Genomic DNA, 25,640 nt, shown 5'->3' with positions numbered 1-25,640 from the left:
AACGTTGGGAACGATGCGCCCAAAACCTCTATCCTAGGGTACGATGTCGGCGCATCATCTCCGTCTTCACAGGGTCAGGATTTGTCGCGTATGGGCCATATCTCTTCAATTTCGTGCAACACGCCGCGCCAGCGCGTCGCGCCGCCGGCCATGGTGAGTTTTTCCGGCTTCGAGGCCAGCGGCCGCCGCGCCGATGCACTCCAGGGTGCACAACGCCCGGTGGTTGCGATGGCCGCCGAATTCTCCTCGGGCGGCGTTGGCGTGCGGCACAGCCACCGTCGCGCGCAATTTCTGCACGGCCTGACCGGGGTCATGACCGTGATCACCGAGACCGGCAGCTGGACCGTATCGCCGCAGCACGCGCTGTGGATCCCGCCCGGCGTTGTCCATCAAAGCCGCTGCTGGGGCACCGTGCAGCTGCGTACGCTCTATGTCGAACCCGACGCGACGATCGGCCTGCCGACCTCGTGTCAGTTGATGGAAGTGTCGTCGCTGGTACGCGCGCTGCTCAACGAGGCCGTCACTTTCCCGACCGAATACGACATGGATGGCCGCGAAGGGCAGATCATGAATTTGATGCTCGCGGAAATCGGCCGCATGCCGGCCGTGCCGCTGCGTGCGCCGATGCCGCAGGATCGCCGCCTCGCGCGTATCTGTGAAGCGATCCTGCGCGAGCCCGGCAACAATCAGGATCTGGAATCCTGGTCGCAGATCGGCGGCCTCGGCCGACGGACGCTGACACGGCTATTTCGCCGCGAGACCGGCATGAGCTTCGCCGAATGGCGCCAGCAGGTGCGATTGATGGAAGCGCTGTCGCGCCTGACCATGCGCGAGCCGGTGACCAATGTGGCGCTCGATCTTGGCTATGATAGTCCAAGTGCCTTCAGCGCCATGTTCCGTCGCTCGATGGGGATTTCACCACGCGACTATCTGCGCTGGAGCGAACAGACGGAGGACTTGGCAACGTAACCGACGCGCACCGAGCTTAGGACTCGACCGCTGGCCGCGCTTCCATCGAAGCACGCAATCGGCGAATACCGGCTTCGATTTCGCGGATGTCGTCGTCGAGCTGCCCGAGCAGTACGCCGAAATTGAAGTCCATTCTGTTGCGGACGGACGCCGCCAGCGTTTCGCGATGCACCTTGAGATCTTGCAACGCACTTAGCTGGTTCGTATCGACATAGGCGGCAACCACAAGCTCAATCGCGCTTTTCACCGCAACGCTTTCTTCTCGGCTTCATCGATTTGGGCCTTCAACCGCGCTTTAGTCGCTCGAACACCGGGGAATGGTGCTCCGAGCCGGCGTGCCTGGATCTGAACGGAACTCTGCGGTCGTTTCATGATCACTGCGGCTCTGGCCAGCGATACTTTACGCGCGATAAGCCCTTTCAAAATTTCAATCTGTTCCTCGTCCCAACGATTTTTTGCCATCTGATCTTATGAGTGCGCTGAAATAACTTGTCTGTACGGTAGCTGTCCCTTTGCAACGCGATGTTCACAACTATTGTTCCCGATGCGCGCAGGTTGCAGAGCACAATCCCTGCCGGAGAAAGCGCTGCGTGGAGTTGCGCCGAAAAATCGGAACGTGTTTCAATTGATATCGTTTCGCCAGCAGGGAACACTACTGAAAAGGCTCCGGAGTGATCCGGAGCCTTTCTCTGTTTGGCAGGCACCCCGCTTGGTAGCGGGGTATTTGTCAGCGGGCTTACATCACCACTTCGATCAGCTTCGGACCTTTCGCAGCGATCGCGTTGGCGAGCGCCTTGTTGAAGTCGTCGACGTTGGACACCGAAACGCCGGGGACGCCCATGCCCTTGGCGAGCGACACCCAGTCGAGCGTCGGACGGTCGAGGTTGAGCATATCGAGGGCGCGCTGGCCGGGCTCGCCGGCATCGACGCCGGCGAATTCACCGAGCAGGATTTGATACTTGCGGTTGGCGAACACGATGGTGGTGATGTCGAGCTCTTCGCGGGCCTGGGTCCACAGCGACTGCAGCGTGTACATCGCGCTGCCGTCACCGACCATGCAGATCACCTTGCGGTCCGGGCAGGCCACCGCGGCGCCGGTGGCGACCGGGGTCGAGAAGCCGATCGAGCCACCCATGTTCTGCAGCCAGTCATGCGGCGCAGCCGCTGCGGTCGGCGGGAAGAAGCCGCGGCCGGTGGTCAGCGACTCATCGACCATGATGGCGTTTTCCGGGATCGCATAGGCAATCGCCTGCGCAATCGTGGTGTGGTTCAGCGCGCCGGTCGGCTTCACCAGTTCGGCGAGCTTCTGCGGCTTCACATCCGACGGCTTGGCACCGAGCGCGCCGGCCAGCGCTTCCAGCGCAGCGATCGAGTTCTCGCCGCCTGCGGTGATGCGATGCACTTCGCAGCCTTCCGGCTTCAGCATGCTCGGCTTGTTCGGATAGGCGAAGAATGCGACGGGATCGTTGGCTTCCACCAGCACGATGTTCTTGAAGTCCTTCAGCAGCGGAAGCGCGGCTTCGATCACATAAGGAATGCGATCGATGGAGAAGCGGCCGCGGCCGCGTGCCATGCGCGGATTGTAGGTCTGGCCCATCACCTTGCAGCCGGTCTTGCCGGCGATCTGCTCGGCCAGCGCCAGGCCCTTCTCGGTCAGCCCCTGGCCAGTCATCAGCAGCAGTGTCGAGGCGCCACCGTCCTTCATGATCCTGGCGGCGGTCTCGACGGCCTGTGCCGAATAGCCGGCGCTCTGCTTCTCGGCCGGCACCGGCGCCACACCATCAGCCGCGCCCCATGCGGTGTCAGCGGGCAGGATCAGCGTCGCGATCTGGCGATCCTTGGCGGCGGCAATTGCTGCGGCGCCGTCCTTGGCCACCGACTTGGAATCCGGCGAGGTGTGCACCCACTGCGACATCGGACGGGCGAGGCCCTCGATGTCCGAGGTCAGCGGCGCGTTGTATTCGATGTGATAGACGGCATGCTGGCCGACGATGTTGACGATGCCCGAGTTGGCCTTCTTGGCATTGTGCAGGTTGGCAAGGCCATTGGCGAGGCCGGGACCGAGATGCAGCAGCGTCGAGGCCGGGGTGCCCTTCATGCGGAAGTAGCCATCCGCCGCGCCGGTGACGACGCCTTCGAACAGGCCGAGCACGCAGCGCATGCCTTCGACGCGGTCGAGCGCCGCAACGAAATGCATTTCCGACGTTCCCGGATTGGCAAAGCAGACATCCACATTGCCCGCCACCAATGTCCGCACCAGGCTTTCCGCACCGTTCATCGTCTCACTCCGTTTGATTCAGGGTCGTATCTCGGTTTCTTGATCTCGGGGGCTGATGAACCATTGTTCGGAGGGCCCGTCAAAGGGTCGGAACGCAAGGCTTCGTTGTGAGGGCCGCGGGGCGGGCTGAACGCCGGTTATTATCGCTCCATCCGGGCTGTCCTCACACGGCCGTGGGTTGCGGATCGGGGCGATTTATGGCCTGTCTTGGGCCTCAATTTTTTCTGGCGAGGACCATGATGAAGCGCCTTTTTGCTCTCTTTTTTGCCGCAGCCGCGTTCACCACAATTGCGTTTCCTGCCGATGCACGCGTTCGCAACCAGCCGCCGGCACAGGACTTCGAGGTCGACGACGGCCCGTCGCTCTCCAACTTCTTCTCCAATTTCGGCAATGGCGGCGGCAACAGCTCCGGCCCGATCCAGCGCCAGACCGTCGGCTTCCACAGCAATTACGCCCCGGGGACCATCGTTGTGAACACCGCCGAGCGCCGGCTCTATCTGGTGCAGCCGGGCGGCCAGGCGCTGCGCTACGGCATCGGCGTCGGCCGCGATGGCTTCCGCTGGGGCGGCGTCCACCGCGTCACCGCCAAGAAAGAATGGCCGAGCTGGACCCCGCCGGCCCAGATGCTCGCCCGCCGCCCCGACCTGCCCCGCCACATGCCCGGCGGCATCGACAACCCACTCGGCGCCCGCGCCATGTATCTCGGCTCGACGCTGTACCGCATCCACGGCTCCAACGAGCCGGAGACCATCGGGCAAGCCGTGTCCTCGGGCTGCTTCCGCATGACCAATGACGATGTCACCGATCTCTATAACCGCGTCTCGGTCGGCGCGACGGTCATCGTCAAGAACTGAGCTTGACCTGAGAACGAAGGCTTCCTGCGGGAAGCCTTCGAATTGTCCGCGGGGGCGGCACTGAACGCTTGCGCAAATACGCGCATTGCGAGAACTTGAGTAATAATGCCCGCCCCGACACCAGATCGATTCATCGTCCGGACGATTGCCGCGCTGCTGGCGCTAGCGTCTTTGACCGCCTTCGTGCCGCAGCCGTCTTATGCCGGTGCGAGCGAGCCGCCCGCCGTTACGGCGCGCCAGCGCACCGAGAAGAAAACCTTTACCGACAGCGAGATCATCGACGGTTTTTTCAAGACCGCCTTTGGCGCCGAATATCACCTCGCCGGCCGCGTCGATCGCATCCGCAAATATGAGCTTCCGGTGCGGGTCTTCGCCGAGGGCCGTGCCGACCGCAAGGCTCAAATCGCCAAGGTTGTGACCGATATCGCGCGCCGGGTGCAGCATCTCAACATCGCCATGGCGGACAACCGCGACGACGCCAATGTACTGGTGAAGCTGGTGCGCGACCGCGATCTCTATCGCACCATCTCGACCTTCTATGGCACCGACCGGGCCAACGAGATCCGCGACTCCCTCGATCCGCAATGCCTGTCCGGCTTCCGCAAGAACGAGGCCTTTGAGATCGAACGCTCCGACGTGATCCTCACTGTCGACAATGGCGACTTCGTCTTTCTCGACTGCGCCTATGAGGAATTGCTGCAGTCGCTGGGCCCGATCAACGATACCAGTACGGTGCCGTGGACGATGTTCAACGACAACGTCCAGATGGGCTTCTTCGACGTCTACGACCAGTACATCCTCAACATCCTCTACGATCCCCGCATCAAGGCCGGCATGACCGTGCAGGAGGTCAAGGACGTGCTGCCACAGGTGCTCACTGACGTGCGTATCTGGGTGAGCAAGGTGAACGAGCTGCAGGATTAACGGCGCTTCTCTTATCCCTCCCCCGCGCGAAGCGAAGCTTCGCCAGGCGGGGGATTCCACGAACGCCTGCGCGTCATTGCTGATCCAAATTTCAAACAGCCACTACCCTTCAGACATGCGCCATCGCCCCCATTGTTTGCGGCGCGGGGGGCGCCGTCGTTGCTTGCATTCCCGCCCCCTTGTGAGAGCGCGTGCGGAACGCCGGGTGCCCGTTGCACCCTTGGGCCTGATGCGAATGCGGTCTTCCGCAATCTAGAGTGCATCAGGACTTTCGGAGGCGCCGAGCAAGTGCCCGACGTTCCGCCTGCGGTGTTTTTTCGGTTGCTTGCACTTTGCCTCGACGAACGCTCCGATCGCGAATTAAAGTCCCAAGGCGATGGGAAGGGAGCCTCAAGCGACTAGGCCGAACGCGTTTCGAGTTGGTCGTCCGTCACACTGTCCAGGAGTCTTTCCATCCGAAGGCCAAACGTCTCCTTGCCAGTGGCAGTGCTGGCGCAGATCCGTCCTGCCCGAAGACAGACGTTCCCCCATGAACCGCGTGACGCCGCAGCTCCGGCGTCCACCGCATCCCACCCCGCGAACGTGACGATCGCGATCGCCCCTCTCGGTGGGGCGGGACGGAGGAGAATATAAACCTGATGGGGATGGTGTCAACGGAAGATAGGAAAAAATGTTTAGGCACTGTCTTGCCGCCCCACCCCCGTCATTCCGGGGCGGGAGCGGCGCCGGAGGCGACGGGACCGAGCCCGGAATCTCGACCTGTTTTGCGCTGAACATGTCGGGATTCCGGGTTCGCATTGCAGCGGCTTCGCCGCTTTCATGCGCCCCGGAATGACGAGCTTGGATCGAGATTCCGAGCTCAGTCCGACCCCCAGGCACACCAATTGGTGTGCCTGGGAATGACGAGAGAGATCCCCCTCACCCCCGCGGCTTCGGCGTGAACGGGCCCTTCGGCGCATTGCCGATCAGCGACACGACGATCAGCGCTGCCATCGCGAACCAGAAGGTGAGCCAGAAGCCGTCGATATAGGCCAGCGTATTGGCTTCGCGCTGCACGAGGCTTGCGAGCGTCCCGATGCCGCGCGCTTGGGCGAGACCCTCGCCATGGCTGGCGAAGCGGCCGGTGAGTTTGGCAAGAATGCCGACGACATCGGCATCGCCGCTGGCGACATGCTGGCCGAGCAGATTCGAATGGATCTGCTCGCGCACGCGCAGCCAGGTGCCCATCAGCGCAATACCGATCTCGGCGCCGCCGAGTCGGAAGACCTGGATATAGGCCGCAAAGGCGGTGGCGCGCGACGGATCGGAATTCGACAGTGCGATGATCACGATGGGCAGCAGCGTGAAGCTCTGCCCAAGCGACTGCAACATCACCATCGGGATGAAGTCGCCAAGCGCCCATTCATGGGTGAGCTGCGTGCCCAGGAGGGCGGCGGCGGCGAATGCCGCAAGGCCAATGATCAGCGTCAGCTTCACGTCGTAGTAGCGAATGAGCCAGATCGACAGCGGCACCAGCACGATCATCGGCACGACGGCATAGAGCAGAAACAACATGCCGGACTGCTCCGGCCGCAACAGCGCGATGTTGGTGAGAAAATTCGGCGCCAACGATGAATTGGACAGGCTGGTCATGGTGTAGAGAATGATCGTCAGCAGCGCGAGACCGATATTGCGCGACAGCAGCACCTCGGCATGCGCCCATGGCCGTTTGACCACCGACTCATTGATGAAGAAGCCGACGGTCAGGACCGTGCCGCCGCCAAGCAGCGCCACCACCGTACCCGAACCCAGCCAGTCCAGCCGGTTGCCCTGATCGAGCCCGGCATAGATCATGGCCATGCCGGTGCCGAGCAAGAGCATGCCGCCCCAATCGGCCTCACACAGCACGAAGCGATTGATCGGCTCGCGCGGTGTGCCGAGCCAGACGAACAGCGCGAGCAGCGGCGCGATGATGACATCCTGCCAGAACATCCATTGCCAGCCGATGTGGCTGACATAGAAGCCGACCAGTGCAGTGCCGGAATTGAGCGAGAAGCCGACGCGAATGGAATAGATCGCAATGGCCGGTAGCCACCACTTCATCGGCAGATTACGAAAGATGATCAGCAGCGTTGCCGGCACGAAGGTGCCAAGCAGCATGCCGTGCACGATGTTCAGCACCAGCAGCAGATTGTAGTCGCGCACCAGCGGGATCACCAGCGAGATCGCCGCATAGACCAGGGCAGGAATGCCGAGCACGCGGCGCAGCCCGAACACGGTGGCCATCCAGGCCACCGCCGGCGCGATGAAGATCTGCGACGCGGTTCCGGCGGTGGAGAGCCACGCGCCTTCGTCGAAACTCAGCCCTAGCGCCCCGCGCAGATCGGCGAGGCCGATGGAGAAGATGCGCGTATCGAAATTCGCGAGGAACGCGCCGAGCAGCACTGCGCCGACCGCAAAGATCGGATGGTGCGAAACGCCCCCGGTCGAGACCGGGCCGCTTTCGATGACCTTACTTTCCGCCATTGCCGGCCGCCGGCGCGTCGGTGTTGATGCTCGCGGTTACCGACATGCCCGGCAGTAAACGGTCGAGCAGCGGCTGTCCCTTGTCGAGCGTGATGCGGACCGGCACGCGCTGCACGACCTTGGTGAAATTGCCGGTAGCGTTATCCGGCGGCAGCAAGGCGAATTGCGATCCCGACGCCGGCGAGACGCGCTCGACACGCCCGCGCAGGGTCTCCGCGGAGAACGTATCGACCACGATATCGACAGGCTGGCCGGGCTTTACGCGGGTAAGCTGCGTTTCCTTGAAATTGGCGATCACATAGACGTCGGGCAGCGGCACGATGCTGATCAGGCTGGAGCCGATATTGACATAATCGCCCGGCTGCACCTGACGCTCGCTGACCACGCCATCGAAGGGCGCCACGATCTTCGTATAACCGAGGCGTAGCCTGGCAGCATCGAGCGTCGCCTTGGCGCCGAGCAGATCGGCGGCGCGCTGCTTGCGCGTGCCGGCAAGCACTTCGAGCTGATGCTTCTGGGCGGCGATCACCGCGCCGCTTGCCTTCACGTCGGCCTGTGCCTTGGCATAGGCGGCAGTCGCCTGTTCGAAGCGCTGCCGCGTGCCGGCTTCGGTCTGCGTCAGCGAAGCCTGACGTTCCCGCTCCTGCTGCGCCTGCACTTCCATCGCCTGCGCAGACACACGCTGCGCCTCGGCCTGCGCGATGGTGGCATATTGCAGCTCGACCTGGTTGGCGAGATTGTCCAGCGCCGCCTGCGCACCGGCCACGCCCGCCTCGGCCTGCGCTACCTGCGCCTCGTAATCCGCGGGATCGATCTGGATCAGCAGATCGCCGGCTTTGACGTGCTGGAAGTCGTTCACCGGCACGGCTTTCACGGCACCGGCCACGCGGCTCGACAGCCGCGTTGTCTGCGCGCGGATATAGGCATCGTTGGTGGTTTGCACCGCGCGGTTGCCCATCCAGATGTCCCAGCGGGTGGTGGCCAGAACGATGAAGACAACCGCGGCAGCAACGGCCAGCAGCGGAATCGCAAGACGACGCCACGCCTGCTGTGCTGGCGTCAACGCCGCAGGCTGTGCGGGCGGTTGCGCAACCGGTTGTGCCGGTGTCGGCGCAACAGGTTGTGACGGCGCCGGTTGCGGCGTTGGGGATGCATCAAGCTGGGACATGTCTTCCTCGCAGCGACCTGAGTGACATTATGTCTCATGTCGTCGCACCCGATTCAATCGCCCGATATCGGCAATCCATACCGGTGCCGCAGCATTCGGGTTCGATTCGTACCAAAGACCGCAGATTTTATATCTTTTTGCGGCGTGCCGGTTTGTCGCCGCCCTGAGATGGCGCCGGAGTATCCGGACCGCGCGGCTGCAGATAGCGTTGCAGCGCAATGGCGCGCTCGCTGGATTCGACGAGTCGCTCGACGCTCCCCAGCAATTGATGAAATTCGTCCGCGTTGAGACAATCGAACTGTACGTCATTGACCTGACGCTGCGTGAGATTGAGGCTTGCCAGCAGCGCATCGCCGGCCTGCGTCACCATGAGACGCAGGCGCCTGCGATCGGCGGGATCCACGAGCTTGTCGAGCAATCCCATCTGCTGCAGCTTGTTGGACACCGTGGTGACGAAAGCGCCGCTGAGATGCAGATGCGCTGCGAGTTCGCGCACGCTGACATCGCCTTCGGCGGCCAGATATTTGACCGAGATCAGCACAGTGTATTCGATCCCCGCCAGGCCGATCGCGGCGGCATGCCCCTCACGCACGGTCTCGTGACGCGCGAGGAACGCCAGCAATGTGTGTACGAGTTGCCGGAATGCATGATCGGAGCCATCGACCAGCAGCGCCTTGCGCGACGTGGTCAGCGCCGGGGCCGGAAGTTTCGCCTTGAGCGCGGTTTTGGCTCCCGTCTTCACCGCGGGCTTGGCCGCGGCCTTTTCGGATTTACGCAGTGCCGGCGTCTTGGAGAGCGGCGCAACCTTGGAACGAGACATACCGCTTCCCAGTGAACGATCCGCTACAGGATTGGCTGGCGCCCCCTGCTTCGTCAAGCGATTCTGCATACCTTCTTAACGAAGCTATTGATCAAATGCATTTACTGGGTCAGGATCGGCGCCAAATCTGACGGGAGAACATCATGAAACTCGATATCAGGCGCCTGCTCTGCTTCACCGACCACAAGGAGGTCGAGGCCGGCCACCGGCACGAGCAGCCGCTGCGCCGCGTCGCCGCCGTGGCCATCGTCGCCAATCCCTATGCCGGACGCTATGTCGAAGACCTCTCCGAGGCAATTGCCGCCAGTGTCGATGTCGGCGCCGTGCTGGCCAAGCTCGCCGTCGAGGCGATGGGATCATACAAGGTCGAGAGCTACGGCAAGGGCGGCGTCGTCGGCCTCGGCGGCGAACTCGAACATGCCAATGCGATGCTGACCACGACTTTCGCCACGCCGCTGCGCGAGGCCGTGGGCGGCGCCGAAGCGTGGATCCCCTCTTTCACCAAGCTCGCCGCTCCCGGCTGCCTGATCGACGTTCCCCTGGCGCACAAGGACGCGCTCTACGTCCGCTCGCATTACGACGGCGTCTCGGTGACGCTGCCACCCGATGCGCCGGCCGCCGATGAAGTCGCGCTGATCGTCTGTCTCGCCAATCGTGGGCGGCTCAATGCGCGGGTCGGCGGGTTGAATGCGAGGGATATCGGCGGCAAGGACGGCTTGCGCTAGGCTGCGGCTTTGTGCGCCTTGGACGGCCTTGAGATTGCGGAGACGGGTATGAAAACGGCCATCGTCAATATCGGCACCATCGTCACCGGTGATCTCAAGGCGCCGTTCGCCGACGGCGACGGCATCCTGATGCAGGATGGCCGCATCAGCGCGATCGGCACGCTGTCATCGGACCAGGTCTCATCGGCCGATGTGGTGATCGACGCCGCCGGCACCACGGCGATTCCCGGCCTGATCGACAGCCACGTGCATATCACCTTCGGCGATTACACGCCGCGGCAGCGCGTGGTCGGCTATCTCGAAAGCTACGTGCATGGCGGCACGACGACGTCGATCACGGCATCGGAAGTGCACGTGCCCGGACGTCCCAAGGATCCTGCGGGCGTCAAGGCGCTGGCGCTGGCCGCCCGCGCCTGCTTCCTCGACTATCGCCCCGGCGGCATGCGCGTGCATGCCGGCTCGATTATCCTCGAGCCGGGACTGACAGAGGCCGATCTGGAAGAGCTGGTCAAAGCGGGTCTGTGGCTCGCCAAGGCCGGCTTCGGCGCCTTCGAGACACCGTTCGACTATGCGCCGCTGATGCAGGCGGCACGCAAGCTCGGCATGGTCACCACCATGCATACCGGCGGTTCATCGATCCCCGGCTCATCGGGCATCTGGGCCGAACATGTACTGAAGTCCAATCCAAGCGTCTCGTTCCACGTCAATGGCGGACCGGTGGCGATGCCGGAAGCCGGCTTCGCGCGGCTCGTCAATGAGAGCGACATCGCGCTGCAGCTCTGCACCGCCGGCAATCTGCGCACCGCCCTGCTGACGGCGAAGCTGCTCGACGAGGCCAAACAGCCAGAGCGGCTGCTGATCGCGACGGATACGCCGACCGGCAGCGGGATCATGCCGCTCGGCATGTTCTACACCATCAGCCATCTGGCGAGTCTCGGCGGCATGCCGCCGGAACAGGCGATCGCCGCGGCGACGGGGAACAATGCAACGGTCTACCGGCTCAACAGTGGGTTCCTGAAACCCGGCAAGGATGCCGACGTGGTGCTGATCGACGCCTGTGCCGGCGGCTCGCAGGACAATGCGCTGTCGGCGCTCCGTAATGGCGACGTGCCGGCGGTGAGCGCCGTGATCACCGACGGCGTGCCGCGCTTCGTCGGCCGCAGCCGGAACACGCCAGCGGGGATGCGTAATGTGCGCGTGGCGGAGACGAGATTGCCGCGGGATTTCTCTGGCGCTGCGGCGCATTGATTGGATTTACGCTGGAGTCGCGACAAGCGCTGCAAGCTCCCTCTCCCCGTTCTGCACAGGGAGAGGGGTGGGGTGAGGGGCAGGGCACAAGACTCGCCGCAATTAATCCCTCGCAGATCGGCACGTTCTCCGAACTGCACACACTGCGCTTGCATTGAACACCGAGAATGGCCCCTCACCCGCCGCGAAGACGCGGCGACCTCTCCCCGTAAAGGACGGGGAGAGGTTAAGGAAGCGACTGCGCTTTAGTTGCTGTCCTTGAACTCCGGCAGATCATATTTCGCCGTCATCTTCTCCGCCATGCCCGCCGCGCGCTCCCAGTCATAGGTGCGATAGCTGTGGCCGCGGGTGACAAACTGGGCGCCGGCATAGAACATCTCATATTGCAGATGGCGCGAGGCGAATTCGGAGCCGACGGCGTCCCAGGTCAGCTTCAACAGCTTGACGCGGTCCTGGCCCGACATCGCCGGCGAGATCTGGGTCAGCCCAATAATATCAGCGATCTCCGGATTGCTGAAATCATCCACCGAGGACGGCAGCATCAACAGCGCGCCGCCGGCGAGCTCGCGGATAGTCGCGATGATCTGGCCATACATCTCCTGCGACTGCACCTGCGCCGCATAGAGCAGATGCCTGTTGGGCAGAAAGTAGTCGCCGCGCATCGCGCCGCCGGCTTCCATGCCGAGCACCATGCCCTCGATCAGCGCCGCCTGCGAGGCCAGCTTGCCAAGCGTATCGACCACGGGCGGGAAATTGATGGTGCCGATGGTCTTGGCGATGCCGCGCGCGAGGCCGACCAGGAAACGCAGCTTTACCGACAAGCGGATCTGCGCCTGATAGTTCTGATAGACATGGGCCGGTGTGTCATGGAGCTGGGCGCGGCACATATCGGTGTTGCGCAGCAGGAACACGCGCTCCCACGGCACTTTCACGTCGTCGAAGAACACCAGCGCGTCGTTCTCGTCATAGCGATAGGCCAGCGGATTGTCGTATTCGTTTGGCGCATGGGCCTCGAACGATTTCCGCGACAGCATCTTGAGGCCCTTGGTGCCCATCGGCAGCGCGCAGGAAAACGCCAGATGCTCCTCGCCCGGCCGCAGCGGCTGGCCGGAGCCGACGAAGATCTCGTTGGCCATGATGGCTGACGTGGCGAACAGTTTGGCGCCGCGGATGGTGATACCCGACGCATCCTCGTCGACAATGCGCGCCACCATGTCCTGCGCATTCTTGCCCTGATCGCCGAACGCCTTGGAGCGATCGCCCTGCACGTTGTTGATCACATAGGTCAGGAACAGGTCGCTCTTGCGCGCGTAGTCGTACCAATCGCGGAACGCCTGTGCGCGTTTCGGGTCGTAACTGTCGAACACCTCGATGCCCATCATCATGCCGGACATGGATGAGGCGACATGATCGGGCGAGCGGCCGAGGAAGCCGCCGGACAGTTCGGCCCATTCCACCAGCGCCTTGCGACGCTCGACCAGTTCCGCGTAGCTGGTCGGCAGTTGCCAGGCGCGATTGACCCGGCGGCCGCCTCCGATATCGAAGGTCATGCGTTCGATATTGGCGGGGTCGGCCTGATAGTCATACAGCGCGCCGGCCGAGGCGACCGCATGGCGATAGGCCGGATGGGTCGAGACGTCGTCGACCTTCTTGCCGTCGAGATAGACCGCACGGCCGTCGCGCACAGCGGCGACATGCTCGGCGCCAGTCTTGACGCCGGCAACTGCCGCCCCGGATCCAAATGCCTTGTTCATCACTTTTCTCCGTCACCTGCTGCCGGCCGCGCGCCGGTCATCACTATTAATAGCTATCATCCGAAGCTATTTTGAATCCGTTGTCAAGCGGACCTGTGGCATTCGCACACTTGCATCGTTCGTCGTGATTGCAATTACCGCGCGAAGCCGCCAAGCTCGGGCAAGTTTTGATACATGGGATCATCACGTGGCCAAATCCGCAGCGCGCTCCACTTCGATCGGCAAATCAGTTGGCAAGGAGATCAGCAAGAAGCCTGCCACAGGCCGGCCGGCGTCCCGCGCCGCATTGACGGTCTCCCGTCCGGAGCTGCTGGTGGACGGTTCGGATGCCCAGTTCCGCCGCCTCGTCCACAGCCTGTTCGGCTTTCTGGTCCGCCATCAGACCTTGCGCGAAGGTCACGCCGCCGTCATCGGCCTCGCCGGCATCGAATACACGACCTTGATTTCGATCCGGCATCTGTCGGCGCAAGGCGACGTCCATGTGCGCGCCGTCGCCGATCACCTGCATCTGAGCGGCGCCTTCGTCACCACGGTGACCAACAAGCTCGAAACCAAAGGGCTGATCACCAAGACCTCGCACACCGGCGACCGCCGCCGCATCAGGCTCGTGGTGACGCCGCATGGCGCCGAATTGCTGGAGCGGCTCGCGCCGACTCAGGCGCAGGTGAACGACGTGCAGTTCGGTTGCCTCGGCACCCGGGAATTCCACCAATTGCTGGACATGGTGCAGCGGCTGGTCGATTCCAGCGACCGCGCCATTGCATTGCAGCGTTATCTGGCCGACACCAATGTGAAGCAGCTCTCGCCCGAGGCCCAATCGATCGCCCTCGCCAAGCGCGGCAAGCCGCGCAAGGGCTGAATCCGGCCTTGTAATCGGGCACGCGCCAGGACCAGCGGTTGCGCCCGGCCAAGGCCCCGGGGACAGCCATAGCCCGCGTCGCCATTGCTGCGACAAAACGGCGCGCGTGCGCGCAGCCCCTGCCCGCCCAGGGGCGACACGGGAATCAGCCGCGACGCGCCCGCAACCACCAAACACCCGTGAAACAGGCAATTGCGCGCATTCCCGCCAGCTTCGAATTGCTGCATTTCCGGGCCGCACTGCCGCATAAATTAGCTTCTTAAGAGAACTATTTTATAAAGATACTCAGAATGACGATTGTCAAAGCCTGAAATTTATTGGACGATCCGACCAACGCTGTCATTCCGCTGTCACAGCCGGCGATGGCACATGGCGTGCATAGAAATCTTTATCTGGATTATGCTGCGGATCGCTGCAGCAAAAGCATCAGCAGAAGAGGACGATCGTCGATGTCACGGATCAAATCGAATTTGCCGCGCGTATTGGGCACAGTTGCCGCCGTCACGCTTTCCGCCATGGTTGGCGGTCAGGCATGGGCGCAGGAAATCGCCATCGGCGCGGTGGTGCCGAGCTCCGGTCCGTTCGCCGAGTGGGGCCGCAGCAACACCGTGACGCTGAAGATGCTGGAACAGCAGACCAACGATGCCGGCGGCATCAATGGCGCCAAGCTGAAGATCACCATCCTCGACGACGCCGCCAAGCCGGCGCAGGCCGCAAGCTCGCTGCGCAAGCTGGCCGGCGACGAGAAGGTTCTTGCCGTGGCCGGTCCGCTGACCTCGAGCGCTGCCGAAGTGACCTTCCCGGTCGCCAATGAAATGAAGGTGGTCTCCACCTCGCAGGCCTCCTCGAAGCCGGGCGTGGCGAAGCTCAACCGTCCGTGGGCGTTCCGTAACACCATCGACGAAGGCGTTCTCGCCAAGACCACCGTGCCGTTCTACAAGAAGGCCTTCAACATCAAGACCGTCGCCGTGATCTTCGACGCCAAGGACGCCACGGCGTCCACCGTCGGCAAGGTGATCATGCCGGCCGTGCTGAAGGCCAATGACATCATCGTCGCCAACGAGAACGATCTGCTATCGTTCAACACCGGCGACCTCGACGTCTCCGCACAGGTCACCAAACTGAAGGCCCTGAATCCCGACGGCGTCGTTGTCAGCGCCGATTACAGCCAGGCCATCACCGTGCTGCGCGAGATGAAGCGCCAGGGTCTGATCAAGCCCGTCGTCGGCGCCACCCAGTTGATCTCGTCGGCGATTCTCAAGGCTGCGCCGGAAATCCCGGTGATCGCGCCTGCGACCTTCTACGCCACCATGACGGGCCCGGCACCCGAGAAATTCACAGCAACCCTGACGCCGCTGCTGCGCAAGGAATCGGGCCTGCCGAAGGACATCGAACCCTCGATGTATGACGCCAACATCTACGAGATCGTCTCGATGTATATCGACGCGATCAAGAAGGCTGGCGTCACCGGCAAGCCGGCCGATCTCGAAGCCGACCGCACCAAGATCCGCGATCACCTTGCCAAGCTCGAAGGCTTCGCCGGTCTCGGCGGCCCGATCGGCTTCAACGACGACGGCGACGCGATCAAGGCCTTCTATGTGCTGCAGGGTCAGAACGGCGCCTGGGACACCAAGGTCAAGGGCTGCAGCTCCGCGCCGAACCATCCGGCCTGCTGATCTTCTGCACCATCCACGCCGCTGCGGCCGGGAAGTCTTCCCGGCCGCAGTCATGATGACGACCACCTGATTTAACGATTGCAATCCCCATGCTGATACAGCAACTCGTCAACGGCCTGACGCTCGGAGCGGTCTATACGCTGCTGGCGCTGTCGTTCTCGCTCGTGATGGGCATTCTCGGCATTCTCAATCTCGCGATTGCCGAACTCTTCATGATCGGCGGCTATCTCGGTTTCACGCTGATCACCGCAGGCTTCCCCCTTCCGGTCGCCGTGCTCGGCGGCATGCTCGGCGCAGCCGTGATCGCCATCGCCATCGAGAAGATCGGTTACCAGCCGCTGCGCGACGCGCCGCTGGTGACGCCGATGCTGTCGACGCTGGGTTTCTCGATCATCCTGCAGAACGTCGCCACCAACATCTGGGGCTCGGATCCTGCCCAGCTCCCCGACGAGTATTTCGGCAAGCAATATGCGTTCGGCCCGGTCAATATCGGCGAGATGCAGCTGATCGTGCTCGTCGCCACCGTCGTGCTGGTCGCGCTGGTTGCCTATATCGTGCAGAAGACCCCGATGGGCCGCGCGCTGCGCGCCGTCGCCGAGAACCGCGAAGTCGCAAGAATCCTGGGCGTCTCCGCTGACCGCCTGACCATGCTGGCCTTCATCCTGTCGGGCTCGCTCGCCGGCGTCGCCGGCGTGTTGATCGCGCTGCATTATGGCACCATCACGCCCTATCTCGGCGTCGAGATCGGCCTCAAGGCCATCGCCGTGATGGTGATCGGCGGCACGCGCCAGATCTGGGGCGCGCTGGTCGCGGGTCCCTTGATCGGCATCGCCGAAGTGCTGACGGTTGCTTACGGCGGCTCGCAGGTGCGCGACTTCGTCGTCTACGGCTTCATGATTTTGATTTTGTTGCTGCGTCCGCAGGGCCTGCTCGGCGGCGCGCGGTCCGATCAGGGGCAGCGCGTCTGATGTCGACCTATTATGCAAGCCTGCTCGCCGAGTCCGGCATCCTCCTGCTCGGCGCACTCAGCGTCTATATCATCCTCGCCACCGGCCAGCTCTCGCTCGGCAATGGCGCCTTCATGGGAATCGGCGCGTATCTGTCGTCATACCTCACCGTCGCGCTGAACGTGCCGTTGACCCTCGCCCTGTTGATCTCGGCCATCGCCGCCGGCATCATCGGCGCCATCGTTGCCTTCCCGGCGCTACGCCTGAAAGGCATCTATCTCGCCATGGCCACCGTCGGTTTCGGCGAAATGGTGCGCAGCTTCTTCCTCAATTTCGACGCCATGGGCGGCTCCGGCGGCTATCGCGGCATGCAGCACATCTCGGTCGGCTATGTCTGGCTGTGGGCCGGCGGCATCCTGATCGCCGTGATGCTGCTGGAGCGCTCGCGCGTCTGGCTGGAAATGCAGGCTGTCCATGATGACGAGACGGCCGCAGGCCTGATCGGACTCAACACCACCGTGACCAAGATCGGCGCCTTCGGTGTCGGCGCCGCCGTGGCCGCGATCTCCGGCGGATTGTTCGCGCATCACAATGTCTATATCGAGCCGGCCAATTTCGGCTTCGATCGCTCGATCGAATTCGTGCTGGCCGTGATCCTCGGCGGCTCCACCGTCGGACCGGGATCGCTGGTCGGTTCGCTGCTGCTGGTGTTCCTGCCTGAATTCCTGCGCCCGATCGCCGACTGGCGGCTCGCCGCCTTCGGCACGCTGCTGATCGTCGTGCTGCTGGTACGGCGTCAGGGCATTCTCGATCGTTCGCTGATCCGAACGCTTACCTTCCGGAGGGCTGCGGCATGAGCAATGCGCTGCTTCAACTCACCGGCGTCACCAAGACGTTCGGCGGCATCCATGCGCTGTCCGGCATGGACTGCGAAGTGCCGGAAGGCAAGATCGTCGGCGTGATCGGCCCGAACGGCGCCGGCAAGACGACTTTGTTCAACACCATCACAGGCGCCTATCGCGCCGATGCAGGCGAAGTGAAACTCAAGGGCGTGGACGTCACGCAGTGGCCGTCCTATCGCATCGTGCGCGAGGGCATCGCCCGCACCTTCCAGAACATCCGGCTGTTCGGCAGCATGACGGTCTGGGAGCATTTGCTGGTGGCGCAGCCGCATAGCGAAAGCGCATGGCGGCGTCTGCTGCCGATCTCCTGGGCCAATCCGGCGGCGCAGGAACGCGCCGAGGAAGTGATGGCGTTCTTCGGTCTCACCGAACTGCGCGACCGCCCGGCCAAGTCGCTGCCCTACGGCATCCAGCGCAAGGTGGAGATGGCGCGCGCCGTCACCGCCAGGCCGAAGCTCTTGCTGCTGGATGAGCCCGTCGCCGGCATGAATCATGACGAGGCCGAGGAGATCCGCGCGCTGATGATCCGCTTGCGCGACACCGGCCTCACCATTCTCCTGATCGAACACGACATGAATTTCGTGATGCGGCTCTGCGACTATCTCTATGTCCTCGATTTTGGCGTGCTGATCGCCGAAGGCAAGCCCGAGGAAGTACGCGCCAACCCTGTCGTCCTCGACGCCTATCTCGGAAAGGACGACTGATGCTCACCATCCGAGGCTTGCAGGTCCGCTACGGCGCCATCACCGCGGTGCGCGGCGTCGATCTCGATATCAAGCAGGGTGAGATCGTCGCGCTGCTTGGCGCCAACGGCGCCGGCAAGAGCACGATTGCGCGGTCCATTGCAGGACTGCTGCCATTCCAGGGCGACATCACCTATCAGGGCGAGAAGCTCGTGCCGAATGCGGCCGAAAAGAACCTCCGCCGCGGCATCGCGCTGGTGCCGGAAGGCCGCGGCATTCTGGCCCGCATGACGGTCTATGAAAATCTGCTGATGGGCATCTACACCCGCAGCGACAAGTCTGCGGCGATGGCCGATGTGGAAAAGATGCTCGAGCGCTTTCCGATTCTCGGCAAGCGCCGCGACGGCCTCGCCAGTCTTCTCTCTGGCGGCGAGCAGCAGATGCTGGCCATCGGCCGCGCGCTGTTGTCGAAGCCGAAGCTGCTGTTGCTCGACGAGCCATCGCTCGGCCTCGCACCGCTGATGACCGCGAGCCTGTTCAGCATGATCGCGCAATTCCGCGATGAAGGGCTGACAGTGCTTTTGGTCGAGCAAAAGGCGCGGCAGACGCTGAAGATCGTGGACCGGGCTTATCTGCTGGAGACCGGCCGCGTGGTGACCTCAGGCACGGCGCAGGCGCTGATCAATGACCCGACGGTCTCGGATGCGTTTTTGGGTGGGCCGCATTAACGCAGTACTTGTCTTAGCCACACTCTGTCATTCCGGGGCGCGGCCGACTCTTGTCGGACGCGAGCCCGGAATCCCGAGATAGTTGAAACGCCGGGGAGCCAAGCCACTCCGGGATTCCTGTATCTGGCGATCTGTCACGCGCATAGTGACGGCAGGCGGAGATAGCCCGTTAGATTCCAGGCCCAATCGGCCGTAACCCGGCATGGCATCTCGCCTGTTTTGTCTGATCGAACAGTCGCAAGGGCACCGGTTGCCCGCATACAGGTCTGATCCCATGACAGCTCAAGCGCTTGCAGTCGCAGCCGGCATCGATGTCGGCCAGCGTTTTCTCGATATCGGCCTTGCCCCCTCGGGCAAGACCTTCCGTGTTGCCAATGCGTCGACCGGCATCGCAGCCATCGTTGCGCGCCTGGCGCAGGATGGCGTCAGACGTGTCGTGCTCGAGGCGATCGGCCCCTATGCGCAGCGATTGGTCCTTGCGCTCGCCGCCGCAGGCTTCGAGGTCGGCGTCGTCAACCCACGGCGGATCAAGGCATTCCGCGATGCCGAGGGCCGCCGCGCCAAGACCGACGGACTGGACGCACGGCTGATTGCGCGGTTTGCTCTCGCCATGACCGATGCGATCCGCCCGCTGCCATCTGCCGATCAGCTTGCTCTCAAGGCCCTCTCGACGCGCCGCCGTCAGCTCACCGAGATGATCGCCATGGAGAAAAGCCGGCTCAAGCAGACCGACGAGCCGCTGCTGCTCGCCAGCCATCGTGCCGCCATCGCGGGCCTCACCGAGCAATGCCGGCAGATCGAGGCGGAGCTGGCGCGACGCATCGCCGACAATACCCGCCTGGCAACGAATTTCGGGATCCTGACCTCGATCCCGGGGATCGGCGAGCGCATTGCCACCGTCCTGATGACCGATCTGTCCGAGATCGGCACCATCGACCGCAGGGCCATTGCAAGCCTTGCCGGGCTGGCGCCGCATGTCAGCCAGTCCGGCAATGCGCCACCGCGGGCGATGATTGCCGGCGGTCGGCCCTGCGTTCGCGCCGCGCTGTACATGGCAGCTCTCGTTGCCTGCCGCCATCATCCGCAGATGAAACAAGCCTATCAGGCCCTGCGGTTGCAGGGAAAACCGGCCAAGGTGGCGCTCATCGCCATTGCCCGAAAGCTCCTCATCACCGCCAACGCGCTCGTCAAAGCCAACAAACACTATGACGGAGAGACCCAGCCCCATTGACAGACAAGACAGTCGCCGGGTTCGCGAACTTCGTTCGCGCCCCGGAATGACGAGCGTGGGGCGCTACGCCCCATACCGCGCCAGCACCGGCCAGGTCTCCACGCCATTATTATGCCCGACCACCTGATAGCTCGCATGCAAATTCACCGTGGGATCGCAATGCGTCGTCAGCAGCAACACGCGACTGCCGAGCTTCGGCGCCTCGGCCCCCGCCGGCGTCGTGATCATGCCGTGCTCATCACCGCCGAAGCGATAGGTTGAACCTTCCGGGGCGCCGATCATCCGCGACGGCACCGGGCCGTTGAAGGCCATCGCCTTGACGCCGGCATCGACGGTGAATTCGCCGGCACGATTGACCGACGTGACCGTCGCGAGAATGAACAGACTTGGATCGTAAGGCAGCGCGCCACCCTCGTGCTCCAACTTGCCGTAGTCAGAATCCATGAACACGTAGGAACCGACCTGCAACTCGGTGAAAGTGCCCGTTGCATCATAGGCACAAGCTCCAGTGCCACTGCCGGTGACGATCTCCGCCTTGATGCCGGCTTCCGTCAGCACATGCAGATGCTCGTCGAGCATGGCGCGCACGCGCGCAGCACCTGCCCTGCGCTCCTGCGAGTCGATCACGTGCTGCACATGCCCCGCAAAACCCTGGATGCCGCCGAATGTCATGCCCGGCGTGGCTTCGATCAGTTGCGCGAGCGCGAGTGTCGATACCGTATCGACCACACCGGTGCGGCGCTGGCCGACATCGATATCGATCAGCACCTGCAGCGGACGACTGCCCGCATCGAGCAACTCGTGCAGCACGTGAACCTGGTCGGCGTGATCGACGACGATGCTGATGTCGCTGTGATCCGCGACAGCGGCCAGACGGGCGAGCTTCGGCCGGTCGGCGACCGGCGTGGTGAGCAGCAGACCTGTGATACCAGCCTGCGCAAAGGCCTCGATCTCGGCCACCGTCGCGCAGGAAATGCCGACGGCACCGGCCTCAATCTGCAACTGCGCGATACGTGTCGACTTATGAGTTTTGGCATGCGGGCGAAGCGCAACGCCGTTGGCTTTGGCGAACTCGGCCATGGCCGTGATGTTGCGCTGAAGCGCCGACGCATCCAGCACCAGCGCAGGCGTCTGGATATCGGCGAAGGCCGGCAGATTAGGATCGAGCGTGTTTGGCATCACAGCAACTTCGCGCCGAAGTTCTTCGCGGGGTCCATTTCGGCAGCGAGCTTGCCTGACGGCGTCGCGGCCCTGCCGCCCTCGCGCAGCATCAGGCGTCCCTCGCCCGGCTTGCTGGTGAACGTATCGCCATCGACCAGCACGCGGCCGCGCAACAACACCTTCTCGGGCCAGCCGGTCACGGTGCGGCCGGAGAACGGCGAGAAGCCGGTGAGATCGTGCATCATCTCGTCCGTCAGCGTCACCTTGCGGACGGGATCCCAGATCGCGATATCGGCATCGTTGCCGATGGCAATCGAGCCCTTCTTCGGCAGGTTGTAGATCTGCGCCGGCGCGGTCGATGTGAGCTCGACGAATTTCGACAGGCCGAGGCGCCCTTTCGACACCATCGCGTCGAACAGCAGCGGCAGGCGAACTTCGAGGCCCGGCAGGCCGTTGGCGACCTGCTTGAACGTCGGGTTCGGCCCGGCGCGCAGCTTGCCGGTCTCGTCATAGCGATAGGGCGCGTGATCCGACGAGATCAGTTGCAGATCGCCGAGGGCCAGCGCGTGCCACAGCGCCTCCTGATCGTCCGTGGTGCGCGCCGGCGGGCTGCACATCCACTTCGCGCCTTCGGCGCCGGGCTTGTCCATGTCCTCGGCGGTCAAAAACAGATATTGCGGGCAGGTCTCGGCGAAAATCTTGACGCCGCGGCCGCGCGCCTCGCGGATCACGGCGGCGCCTTCGCGCGTCGAGACGTGGAAGATCATCACCGGCTGGTCGAGCAATTCGCTGAAAGCGATCAGCCGCGTGAAGGCTTCGGATTCCGACACGCGCGCATGGCTGACAGCGTGATATTTCGGCGCGGTGTAGCCCTTGTCGATCAGGCGCTTCACCATCCAGGCAATGACGCCGTGGTTCTCGGCGTGAACGCAGACCAGCGCCTTCGCCTCACGCGCCGCGGCGAGAATATCCAGCAGCTTCTCGTCGTCGACCTTGAGACGGTCATAGGTCATGAAGATCTTGATCGAGGAATGGCCTTCCCTGACCAGCGCCGGAATATCCTCGGCGATGACCTTGTCGGTGACGTCGGAGACGATGATGTGGAAGGCGTAGTCGATCATTGCGCCCTTCTTCGCCAGCGCCGTGTAATCGGTCACGACCTCGCGCACATCCATGCCAACATGCTGGGCGGCGAAAGAAATCACGCTGGTGGTGCCGCCAAAGGCCGCGGACCGCGTCGCGCTCTCGAAGGTGTCCGCATTCATGATGCCGGCGGCGGAGAGCTGCTCGATATGGGCATGGGCATCGACGCCGCCGGGCAGAACCAGCTTGCCTGTTGCATCGATCTCCGTCATGCCGGCTGCAAGCCCACTGCCCAAAGCCACGATGGTCTCGCCGGTAATACCGACATCGGCGGCAAATACATCGCTCGATGTGGCGACGGTGCCACCGCGGATTACGAGATCGTAGACGGGATCGGACAAGGGCAGAACTCCAGATATGCGAACAATTTACAGGCTTTGACGGTGCGCACTTTCCGGTAATACTGCTGTCCTGACAAGGAGCCGAATATGCAGCCCCGCAAGAAGATTCTGGTGGTCAATCCGAACAGCAATCCGCAGGTGACGCGCAACCTCGCGGAGGCGTTGCAACCGGTGATGTTCGAGGCCGGGCCCGAGATCGAATGCGTCACGCTGGCGGAAGGACCATTGGGCGTGCAGACGCAGGCCGATCTCGAAAGCGTCACGATACCGCTGAGCCGGCTGGTGGCCGCGGACAATTCCGCCGATGCCTTCGTCATCGCCTGCTATTCCGATCCCGGCCTGCACGTTTGCCGCGAGGCGACGCAGCGCCCGGTCTTCGGCATCGCCGAATCCGGCGTGCTGACCGCGTTATCGCGCGGCGACCGCTTCGGCGTCATCGCGGTGGCGCAGGGCTCGATCGGCCGGCACATGCGTTATCTCCGCCAGATGTGCCTGATGGATCGCTTCGCCGGCGAACGACCGCTCAACATGAGTGTGGCGGAAGCGGCTTCCGGCGACGACACGCTGGTGCGTATGATCAAGGTCGGCCGCCAGTTGAAGGACGAAGACGGAGCCAACGCCGTGGTGATGGGCTGCGCCGGCATGTCGCGTCATCGCAGCGCGCTCGAGGATGCGCTCGGCATTCCGGTGATCGATCCGACCCAGGCTGCGGTGAGCATGGCCATCGGCACGGTGATGTTTCAGTAGTGGATTTCACTCCGGCGGGAATGCGCTCCCTCTCCCCGCCTCTTGCGCGGGGAGAGGGTTGGGGTGAGGGGCGAGGCACGAACTCAGCCTTAACTCTACAGCAAGTGAACTGCTCGACGACCGACACGAGAATCCGACATTAACGCGACTGCGGTGAACCGCCCCTCACCCGCCGCGAAGACGCGGCGACCTCTCCCCGCCTAGCGAAGCTTCGCTTCGCCCGGGAGCGGGGAGAGGTTAGGTCAGCGCTTCTCGTCGATTTAAGAGCGTCGCCTCACTCCGGCGGCAGGACCACGCCGGTCTGGCTGGTGATCCGGCCATAATGCTCGATGCGGCGGTGGCGCTTGAAGTCGAAGATGGTGTCCTTGCCGAATTTCGTGTCGTCGAGATCGACGGTGCACACTAGCAGCTCATCGCCTTCGGTCTTGGCTTCGGCGAGAATGACGCCGTTGGGATCGACGATCAGTGAACCGCCGATCAGGGGATGACCGTCTTCATCACCTGCCTTGGCGACGGCGACGACGAAGGTCGAGTTCTGATAGGCGCCGGCCTGCACCGACAGGCGATTGTGGAACAGGCGCTGCTCCGGGCCCTCGACCGACTTCTGCGAATTCACCGACGGCGTGTTGTAGCCGAGCACGATCATCTCGACGCCCTGCAAGCCCATCACGCGATAGGATTCCGGCCAGCGGCGGTCGTTGCACACCATCATGCCGAAGATGCCGTCCAAAGCGCGGAACACGGGGAAGCCGAGATCGCCTGGTTCGAAATAGCGCTTTTCCAGATGCTGGAACGCACGCTCGGTGTCGAATTCGACATGTCCGGGCAGATGCACCTTGCGATATTTGCCGACGATCTTGCCGGTCTTGTCGGTGAGGATCTGGGTGTTGAAGTGATGGCCGTCGGGCGTCAGTTCGGCGTAGCCGATCGACAGCGCGATACCGGCCTTGGCGGCGGCGTCGAACAGCGGCTGCGTCGCAGCGTTCGGCATTTCCGACTCGAACCAGGTGTCGACCTCCTTCTGGTCGGTCATGTACCAGCGCGGGAAAAATGTCGTCAGCGCCAGTTCCGGGTAGACGACGAGGTCGGCGCCCTTCCCCTTGGCTTCGTCCAGCAGCGCCAGCATGCGCTTGACCACGGCCTCGCGGCTTTCGGCTTTCTGAATTGGGCCCAGTTGGGCAGCGGCGACGGTAAGCTTACGCATAAAATTATCCGGGTTCGAGTTGCGTGCGGTTTGTACCAGAACCGAAAGCAATGATCGAGCCAACACGAGGCCCTTCCGGCACGGTTGGGACCGGGCGGCCCAGACAGGCCTGATCCGGGCCTTCGCCCCCATGACTCATTTGGTCCGGAACACAACACGATTGATCCGGTTGTGCTGACACCTGATGCCCTCGTCCAAACAGTGGAAAAATCATGAAACGCCGCACCCTCATTGCCGCGAGCCTGTTGCTCGTGTCCTCCGCCCTCGCCCCAGCCGTTTACGCACAGTCCGTCGGCGAAAAGACGGGCGTCAATTCCGTTCTCGGTGTCAGCCCGAGCACCCCTGATTTCGTCAAGCAGGTCGCGATCAGCGACATGTTCGAGATCCAGTCCAACACGCTGGCGGAAAGCAAGGGAAATGCCGCCGAGAAATCCTTTGCAGCCATGATGGTGAAAGATCACACCAAGACCAGCACCGAGCTGAAGGCGATGGTCAGCAGCGGCAAGGTCAAGGCCGAACTTCCGGCAGCGCTCGACAGCGCGCATCAAAGTAAGCTCGACAAGTTGAAGGAACAAAGCGGAGCTGACTTCAGCAAGAACTTCAATTCGATCCAGGTCGACGCCCACAAGGACGCGGTTGATCTGTTCGAGCGCTACGCCAAAAGCGGCGACAATGCCGAATTGAAGGACTGGGCGGGAAAGACGCTGCCGGCGCTGAAGCATCACCTCGAAATGGCGCAGAACCTCGGCAAGTAGCGCCTGCCCAACGCCGAA

General features: G+C 63.1%; 24 protein-coding genes. 14 read left to right on the top strand and 10 right to left on the bottom strand.

Features of this window, described 5'->3' with window-relative positions; translation table 11 throughout:
* Positions 1-90: 90 nt before the first annotated feature.
* Positions 91-969, top strand: coding sequence for an AraC family transcriptional regulator (locus AB8B20_RS28715; RefSeq protein ID WP_210291527.1), 879 nt, complete (start codon positions 91-93; stop codon positions 967-969).
* A 16-nt stretch (positions 970-985) separates the two neighbouring features.
* On the opposite strand, the gene AB8B20_RS28710 is transcribed toward AB8B20_RS28715, so the two are convergent.
* The 3 genes from AB8B20_RS28710 to AB8B20_RS28700 form a co-directional block, all read right to left on the bottom strand.
* Complete coding sequence (locus tag AB8B20_RS28710) at positions 986-1,195, bottom strand: hypothetical protein (protein ID WP_139285955.1); 210 nt, start codon at positions 1,193-1,195, stop codon at positions 986-988.
* A gap of 17 nt (positions 1,196-1,212) precedes the next feature.
* On the bottom strand, positions 1,213-1,431 hold the full coding sequence (locus AB8B20_RS28705; RefSeq protein ID WP_120288809.1) for a hypothetical protein: 219 nt from the start codon (positions 1,429-1,431) through the stop codon (positions 1,213-1,215).
* Between the two features lie 274 nt (positions 1,432-1,705).
* Positions 1,706-3,247, bottom strand: a complete 1,542-nt coding sequence (locus AB8B20_RS28700; RefSeq protein WP_089268028.1) for an acetolactate synthase large subunit — start codon at positions 3,245-3,247, stop codon at positions 1,706-1,708.
* Between the two features lie 239 nt (positions 3,248-3,486).
* Between AB8B20_RS28700 and AB8B20_RS28695 the strand changes: the two genes are divergently transcribed.
* Positions 3,487-4,101, top strand: coding sequence for a L,D-transpeptidase (locus tag AB8B20_RS28695; RefSeq protein WP_081422064.1), 615 nt, complete (start codon positions 3,487-3,489; stop codon positions 4,099-4,101).
* Positions 4,102-4,206: 105 nt separating this feature from the next.
* Positions 4,207-5,025, top strand: a complete 819-nt coding sequence (locus AB8B20_RS28690; RefSeq protein WP_089268029.1) for a DUF2927 domain-containing protein — start codon at positions 4,207-4,209, stop codon at positions 5,023-5,025.
* 918 nt (positions 5,026-5,943) lie between these two features.
* Here the strand turns inward: AB8B20_RS28690 and AB8B20_RS28685 are convergent.
* The 3 genes from AB8B20_RS28685 to AB8B20_RS28675 form a co-directional block, all read right to left on the bottom strand.
* Complete coding sequence (locus AB8B20_RS28685; RefSeq protein WP_089268035.1) at positions 5,944-7,530, bottom strand: MFS transporter; 1,587 nt, start codon at positions 7,528-7,530, stop codon at positions 5,944-5,946.
* Entirely contained in the window at positions 7,517-8,698 is a 1,182-nt protein-coding gene (locus tag AB8B20_RS28680) for an HlyD family efflux transporter periplasmic adaptor subunit (protein ID WP_439070581.1), read from the bottom strand. Before AB8B20_RS28680 ends, AB8B20_RS28685 begins: the two co-directional genes overlap by 14 nt.
* Positions 8,699-8,825: 127 nt before the next feature.
* Positions 8,826-9,518 (bottom strand): MarR family winged helix-turn-helix transcriptional regulator, encoded by a 693-nt coding sequence (locus AB8B20_RS28675; protein ID WP_439070580.1) that lies wholly within the window; start codon positions 9,516-9,518, stop codon positions 8,826-8,828.
* Between the two features lie 143 nt (positions 9,519-9,661).
* Between AB8B20_RS28675 and AB8B20_RS28670 the strand changes: the two genes are divergently transcribed.
* Together AB8B20_RS28670 and AB8B20_RS28665 are read left to right on the top strand one after the other, a co-directional pair.
* The gene (locus AB8B20_RS28670; RefSeq protein WP_231077768.1) at positions 9,662-10,243 is read left to right on the top strand and encodes an amino acid synthesis family protein; all 582 of its coding nucleotides are present in this window, start codon (positions 9,662-9,664) and stop codon (positions 10,241-10,243) included.
* Positions 10,244-10,291: 48 nt separating this feature from the next.
* The gene (locus AB8B20_RS28665; RefSeq protein ID WP_439070579.1) at positions 10,292-11,491 is read left to right on the top strand and encodes an amidohydrolase family protein; all 1,200 of its coding nucleotides are present in this window, start codon (positions 10,292-10,294) and stop codon (positions 11,489-11,491) included.
* Positions 11,492-11,736: 245 nt separating this feature from the next.
* On the opposite strand, the gene AB8B20_RS28660 is transcribed toward AB8B20_RS28665, so the two are convergent.
* Entirely contained in the window at positions 11,737-13,245 is a 1,509-nt protein-coding gene (locus tag AB8B20_RS28660; RefSeq protein ID WP_439070578.1) for a 4-hydroxyphenylacetate 3-hydroxylase family protein, read from the bottom strand.
* A 187-nt stretch (positions 13,246-13,432) separates the two neighbouring features.
* Between AB8B20_RS28660 and AB8B20_RS28655 the strand changes: the two genes are divergently transcribed.
* The 7 genes from AB8B20_RS28655 (at position 13,433) to AB8B20_RS28625 (ending at position 20,271) form a co-directional block, all read left to right on the top strand.
* Positions 13,433-14,104, top strand: a complete 672-nt coding sequence (locus AB8B20_RS28655; protein ID WP_439070577.1) for a MarR family winged helix-turn-helix transcriptional regulator — start codon at positions 13,433-13,435, stop codon at positions 14,102-14,104.
* Between the two features lie 449 nt (positions 14,105-14,553).
* Entirely contained in the window at positions 14,554-15,780 is a 1,227-nt protein-coding gene (locus AB8B20_RS28650) for an ABC transporter substrate-binding protein (protein ID WP_439070576.1), read from the top strand.
* Between the two features lie 89 nt (positions 15,781-15,869).
* Complete coding sequence (locus tag AB8B20_RS28645) at positions 15,870-16,748, top strand: branched-chain amino acid ABC transporter permease (RefSeq protein ID WP_175366873.1); 879 nt, start codon at positions 15,870-15,872, stop codon at positions 16,746-16,748.
* Entirely contained in the window at positions 16,748-17,584 is an 837-nt protein-coding gene (locus tag AB8B20_RS28640; RefSeq protein ID WP_068738541.1) for a branched-chain amino acid ABC transporter permease, read from the top strand. The genes AB8B20_RS28645 and AB8B20_RS28640 overlap by 1 nt, the downstream gene beginning before the upstream one ends.
* Positions 17,581-18,333, top strand: a complete 753-nt coding sequence (locus AB8B20_RS28635) for an ABC transporter ATP-binding protein (protein ID WP_439070575.1) — start codon at positions 17,581-17,583, stop codon at positions 18,331-18,333. Before AB8B20_RS28640 ends, AB8B20_RS28635 begins: the two co-directional genes overlap by 4 nt.
* A complete protein-coding gene (locus tag AB8B20_RS28630) occupies positions 18,333-19,040 on the top strand; it encodes an ABC transporter ATP-binding protein (protein WP_439070574.1) in 708 nt (235 codons plus the stop codon). Before AB8B20_RS28635 ends, AB8B20_RS28630 begins: the two co-directional genes overlap by 1 nt.
* A 274-nt stretch (positions 19,041-19,314) precedes the next feature.
* A complete protein-coding gene (locus AB8B20_RS28625; RefSeq protein WP_439070573.1) occupies positions 19,315-20,271 on the top strand; it encodes an IS110 family transposase in 957 nt (318 codons plus the stop codon).
* Between the two features lie 63 nt (positions 20,272-20,334).
* Here AB8B20_RS28625 and AB8B20_RS28620 read toward each other — a convergent pair whose 3' ends face one another.
* Together AB8B20_RS28620 and hydA are read right to left on the bottom strand one after the other, a co-directional pair.
* Positions 20,335-21,450 carry a DSD1 family PLP-dependent enzyme gene (locus AB8B20_RS28620; protein ID WP_439070572.1) on the bottom strand — a complete coding sequence of 372 codons (1,116 nt, stop codon included), beginning with the start codon at positions 21,448-21,450 and terminating at the stop codon, positions 20,335-20,337.
* Positions 21,450-22,916, bottom strand: a complete 1,467-nt coding sequence (gene hydA, locus AB8B20_RS28615) for a dihydropyrimidinase (protein ID WP_439070571.1) — start codon at positions 22,914-22,916, stop codon at positions 21,450-21,452. The genes AB8B20_RS28620 and hydA overlap by 1 nt, the downstream gene beginning before the upstream one ends.
* Positions 22,917-23,003: 87 nt before the next feature.
* Between hydA and AB8B20_RS28610 the strand changes: the two genes are divergently transcribed.
* On the top strand, positions 23,004-23,663 hold the full coding sequence (locus AB8B20_RS28610) for an aspartate/glutamate racemase family protein (protein WP_439070570.1): 660 nt from the start codon (positions 23,004-23,006) through the stop codon (positions 23,661-23,663).
* Between the two features lie 274 nt (positions 23,664-23,937).
* Here the strand turns inward: AB8B20_RS28610 and AB8B20_RS28605 are convergent, their stop codons facing one another.
* Positions 23,938-24,867 carry an N-carbamoyl-D-amino-acid hydrolase gene (locus AB8B20_RS28605; protein WP_439070569.1) on the bottom strand — a complete coding sequence of 310 codons (930 nt, stop codon included), beginning with the start codon at positions 24,865-24,867 and terminating at the stop codon, positions 23,938-23,940.
* 212 nt (positions 24,868-25,079) lie between these two features.
* On the opposite strand from AB8B20_RS28605, the gene AB8B20_RS28600 reads away from it, so the two are divergent.
* Entirely contained in the window at positions 25,080-25,622 is a 543-nt protein-coding gene (locus AB8B20_RS28600) for a DUF4142 domain-containing protein (protein ID WP_184514310.1), read from the top strand.
* Positions 25,623-25,640 lie beyond the last annotated feature (18 nt).

Origin of the sequence: Tardiphaga sp. 866_E4_N1_4, from assembly GCF_052076075.1 — a bacterium.
Taxonomy (GTDB): Bacteria; Pseudomonadota; Alphaproteobacteria; order Rhizobiales; family Xanthobacteraceae; genus Tardiphaga; species Tardiphaga robiniae.
This window is presented reverse-complemented; position numbering and strand designations above follow the sequence as displayed.

What these genes read in the sequence shown, in the direction of transcription:
- AB8B20_RS28715 (WP_210291527.1), top strand. Translation starts at nt 91, where the DNA reads ATGGGCCATATCTCTTCAATTTCGTGCAACACGCCGCGCCAGCGCGTC.
- AB8B20_RS28705 (WP_120288809.1), bottom strand. Translation starts at nt 1,431, where the DNA reads ATGGCAAAAAATCGTTGGGACGAGGAACAGATTGAAATTTTGAAAGGG.
- AB8B20_RS28700 (WP_089268028.1), bottom strand. Translation starts at nt 3,247, where the DNA reads ATGAACGGTGCGGAAAGCCTGGTGCGGACATTGGTGGCGGGCAATGTG.
- AB8B20_RS28695 (WP_081422064.1), top strand. Translation starts at nt 3,487, where the DNA reads ATGAAGCGCCTTTTTGCTCTCTTTTTTGCCGCAGCCGCGTTCACCACA.
- AB8B20_RS28690 (WP_089268029.1), top strand. Translation starts at nt 4,207, where the DNA reads ATGCCCGCCCCGACACCAGATCGATTCATCGTCCGGACGATTGCCGCG.
- AB8B20_RS28685 (WP_089268035.1), bottom strand. Translation starts at nt 7,530, where the DNA reads ATGGCGGAAAGTAAGGTCATCGAAAGCGGCCCGGTCTCGACCGGGGGC.
- AB8B20_RS28680 (WP_439070581.1), bottom strand. Translation starts at nt 8,698, where the DNA reads ATGTCCCAGCTTGATGCATCCCCAACGCCGCAACCGGCGCCGTCACAA.
- AB8B20_RS28675 (WP_439070580.1), bottom strand. Translation starts at nt 9,518, where the DNA reads ATGTCTCGTTCCAAGGTTGCGCCGCTCTCCAAGACGCCGGCACTGCGT.
- AB8B20_RS28670 (WP_231077768.1), top strand. Translation starts at nt 9,662, where the DNA reads ATGAAACTCGATATCAGGCGCCTGCTCTGCTTCACCGACCACAAGGAG.
- AB8B20_RS28665 (WP_439070579.1), top strand. Translation starts at nt 10,292, where the DNA reads ATGAAAACGGCCATCGTCAATATCGGCACCATCGTCACCGGTGATCTC.
- AB8B20_RS28660 (WP_439070578.1), bottom strand. Translation starts at nt 13,245, where the DNA reads ATGAACAAGGCATTTGGATCCGGGGCGGCAGTTGCCGGCGTCAAGACT.
- AB8B20_RS28650 (WP_439070576.1), top strand. Translation starts at nt 14,554, where the DNA reads ATGTCACGGATCAAATCGAATTTGCCGCGCGTATTGGGCACAGTTGCC.
- AB8B20_RS28645 (WP_175366873.1), top strand. Translation starts at nt 15,870, where the DNA reads ATGCTGATACAGCAACTCGTCAACGGCCTGACGCTCGGAGCGGTCTAT.
- AB8B20_RS28640 (WP_068738541.1), top strand. Translation starts at nt 16,748, where the DNA reads ATGTCGACCTATTATGCAAGCCTGCTCGCCGAGTCCGGCATCCTCCTG.
- AB8B20_RS28635 (WP_439070575.1), top strand. Translation starts at nt 17,581, where the DNA reads ATGAGCAATGCGCTGCTTCAACTCACCGGCGTCACCAAGACGTTCGGC.
- AB8B20_RS28630 (WP_439070574.1), top strand. Translation starts at nt 18,333, where the DNA reads ATGCTCACCATCCGAGGCTTGCAGGTCCGCTACGGCGCCATCACCGCG.
- AB8B20_RS28625 (WP_439070573.1), top strand. Translation starts at nt 19,315, where the DNA reads ATGACAGCTCAAGCGCTTGCAGTCGCAGCCGGCATCGATGTCGGCCAG.
- AB8B20_RS28620 (WP_439070572.1), bottom strand. Translation starts at nt 21,450, where the DNA reads ATGCCAAACACGCTCGATCCTAATCTGCCGGCCTTCGCCGATATCCAG.
- AB8B20_RS28610 (WP_439070570.1), top strand. Translation starts at nt 23,004, where the DNA reads ATGCAGCCCCGCAAGAAGATTCTGGTGGTCAATCCGAACAGCAATCCG.
- AB8B20_RS28605 (WP_439070569.1), bottom strand. Translation starts at nt 24,867, where the DNA reads ATGCGTAAGCTTACCGTCGCCGCTGCCCAACTGGGCCCAATTCAGAAA.
- AB8B20_RS28600 (WP_184514310.1), top strand. Translation starts at nt 25,080, where the DNA reads ATGAAACGCCGCACCCTCATTGCCGCGAGCCTGTTGCTCGTGTCCTCC.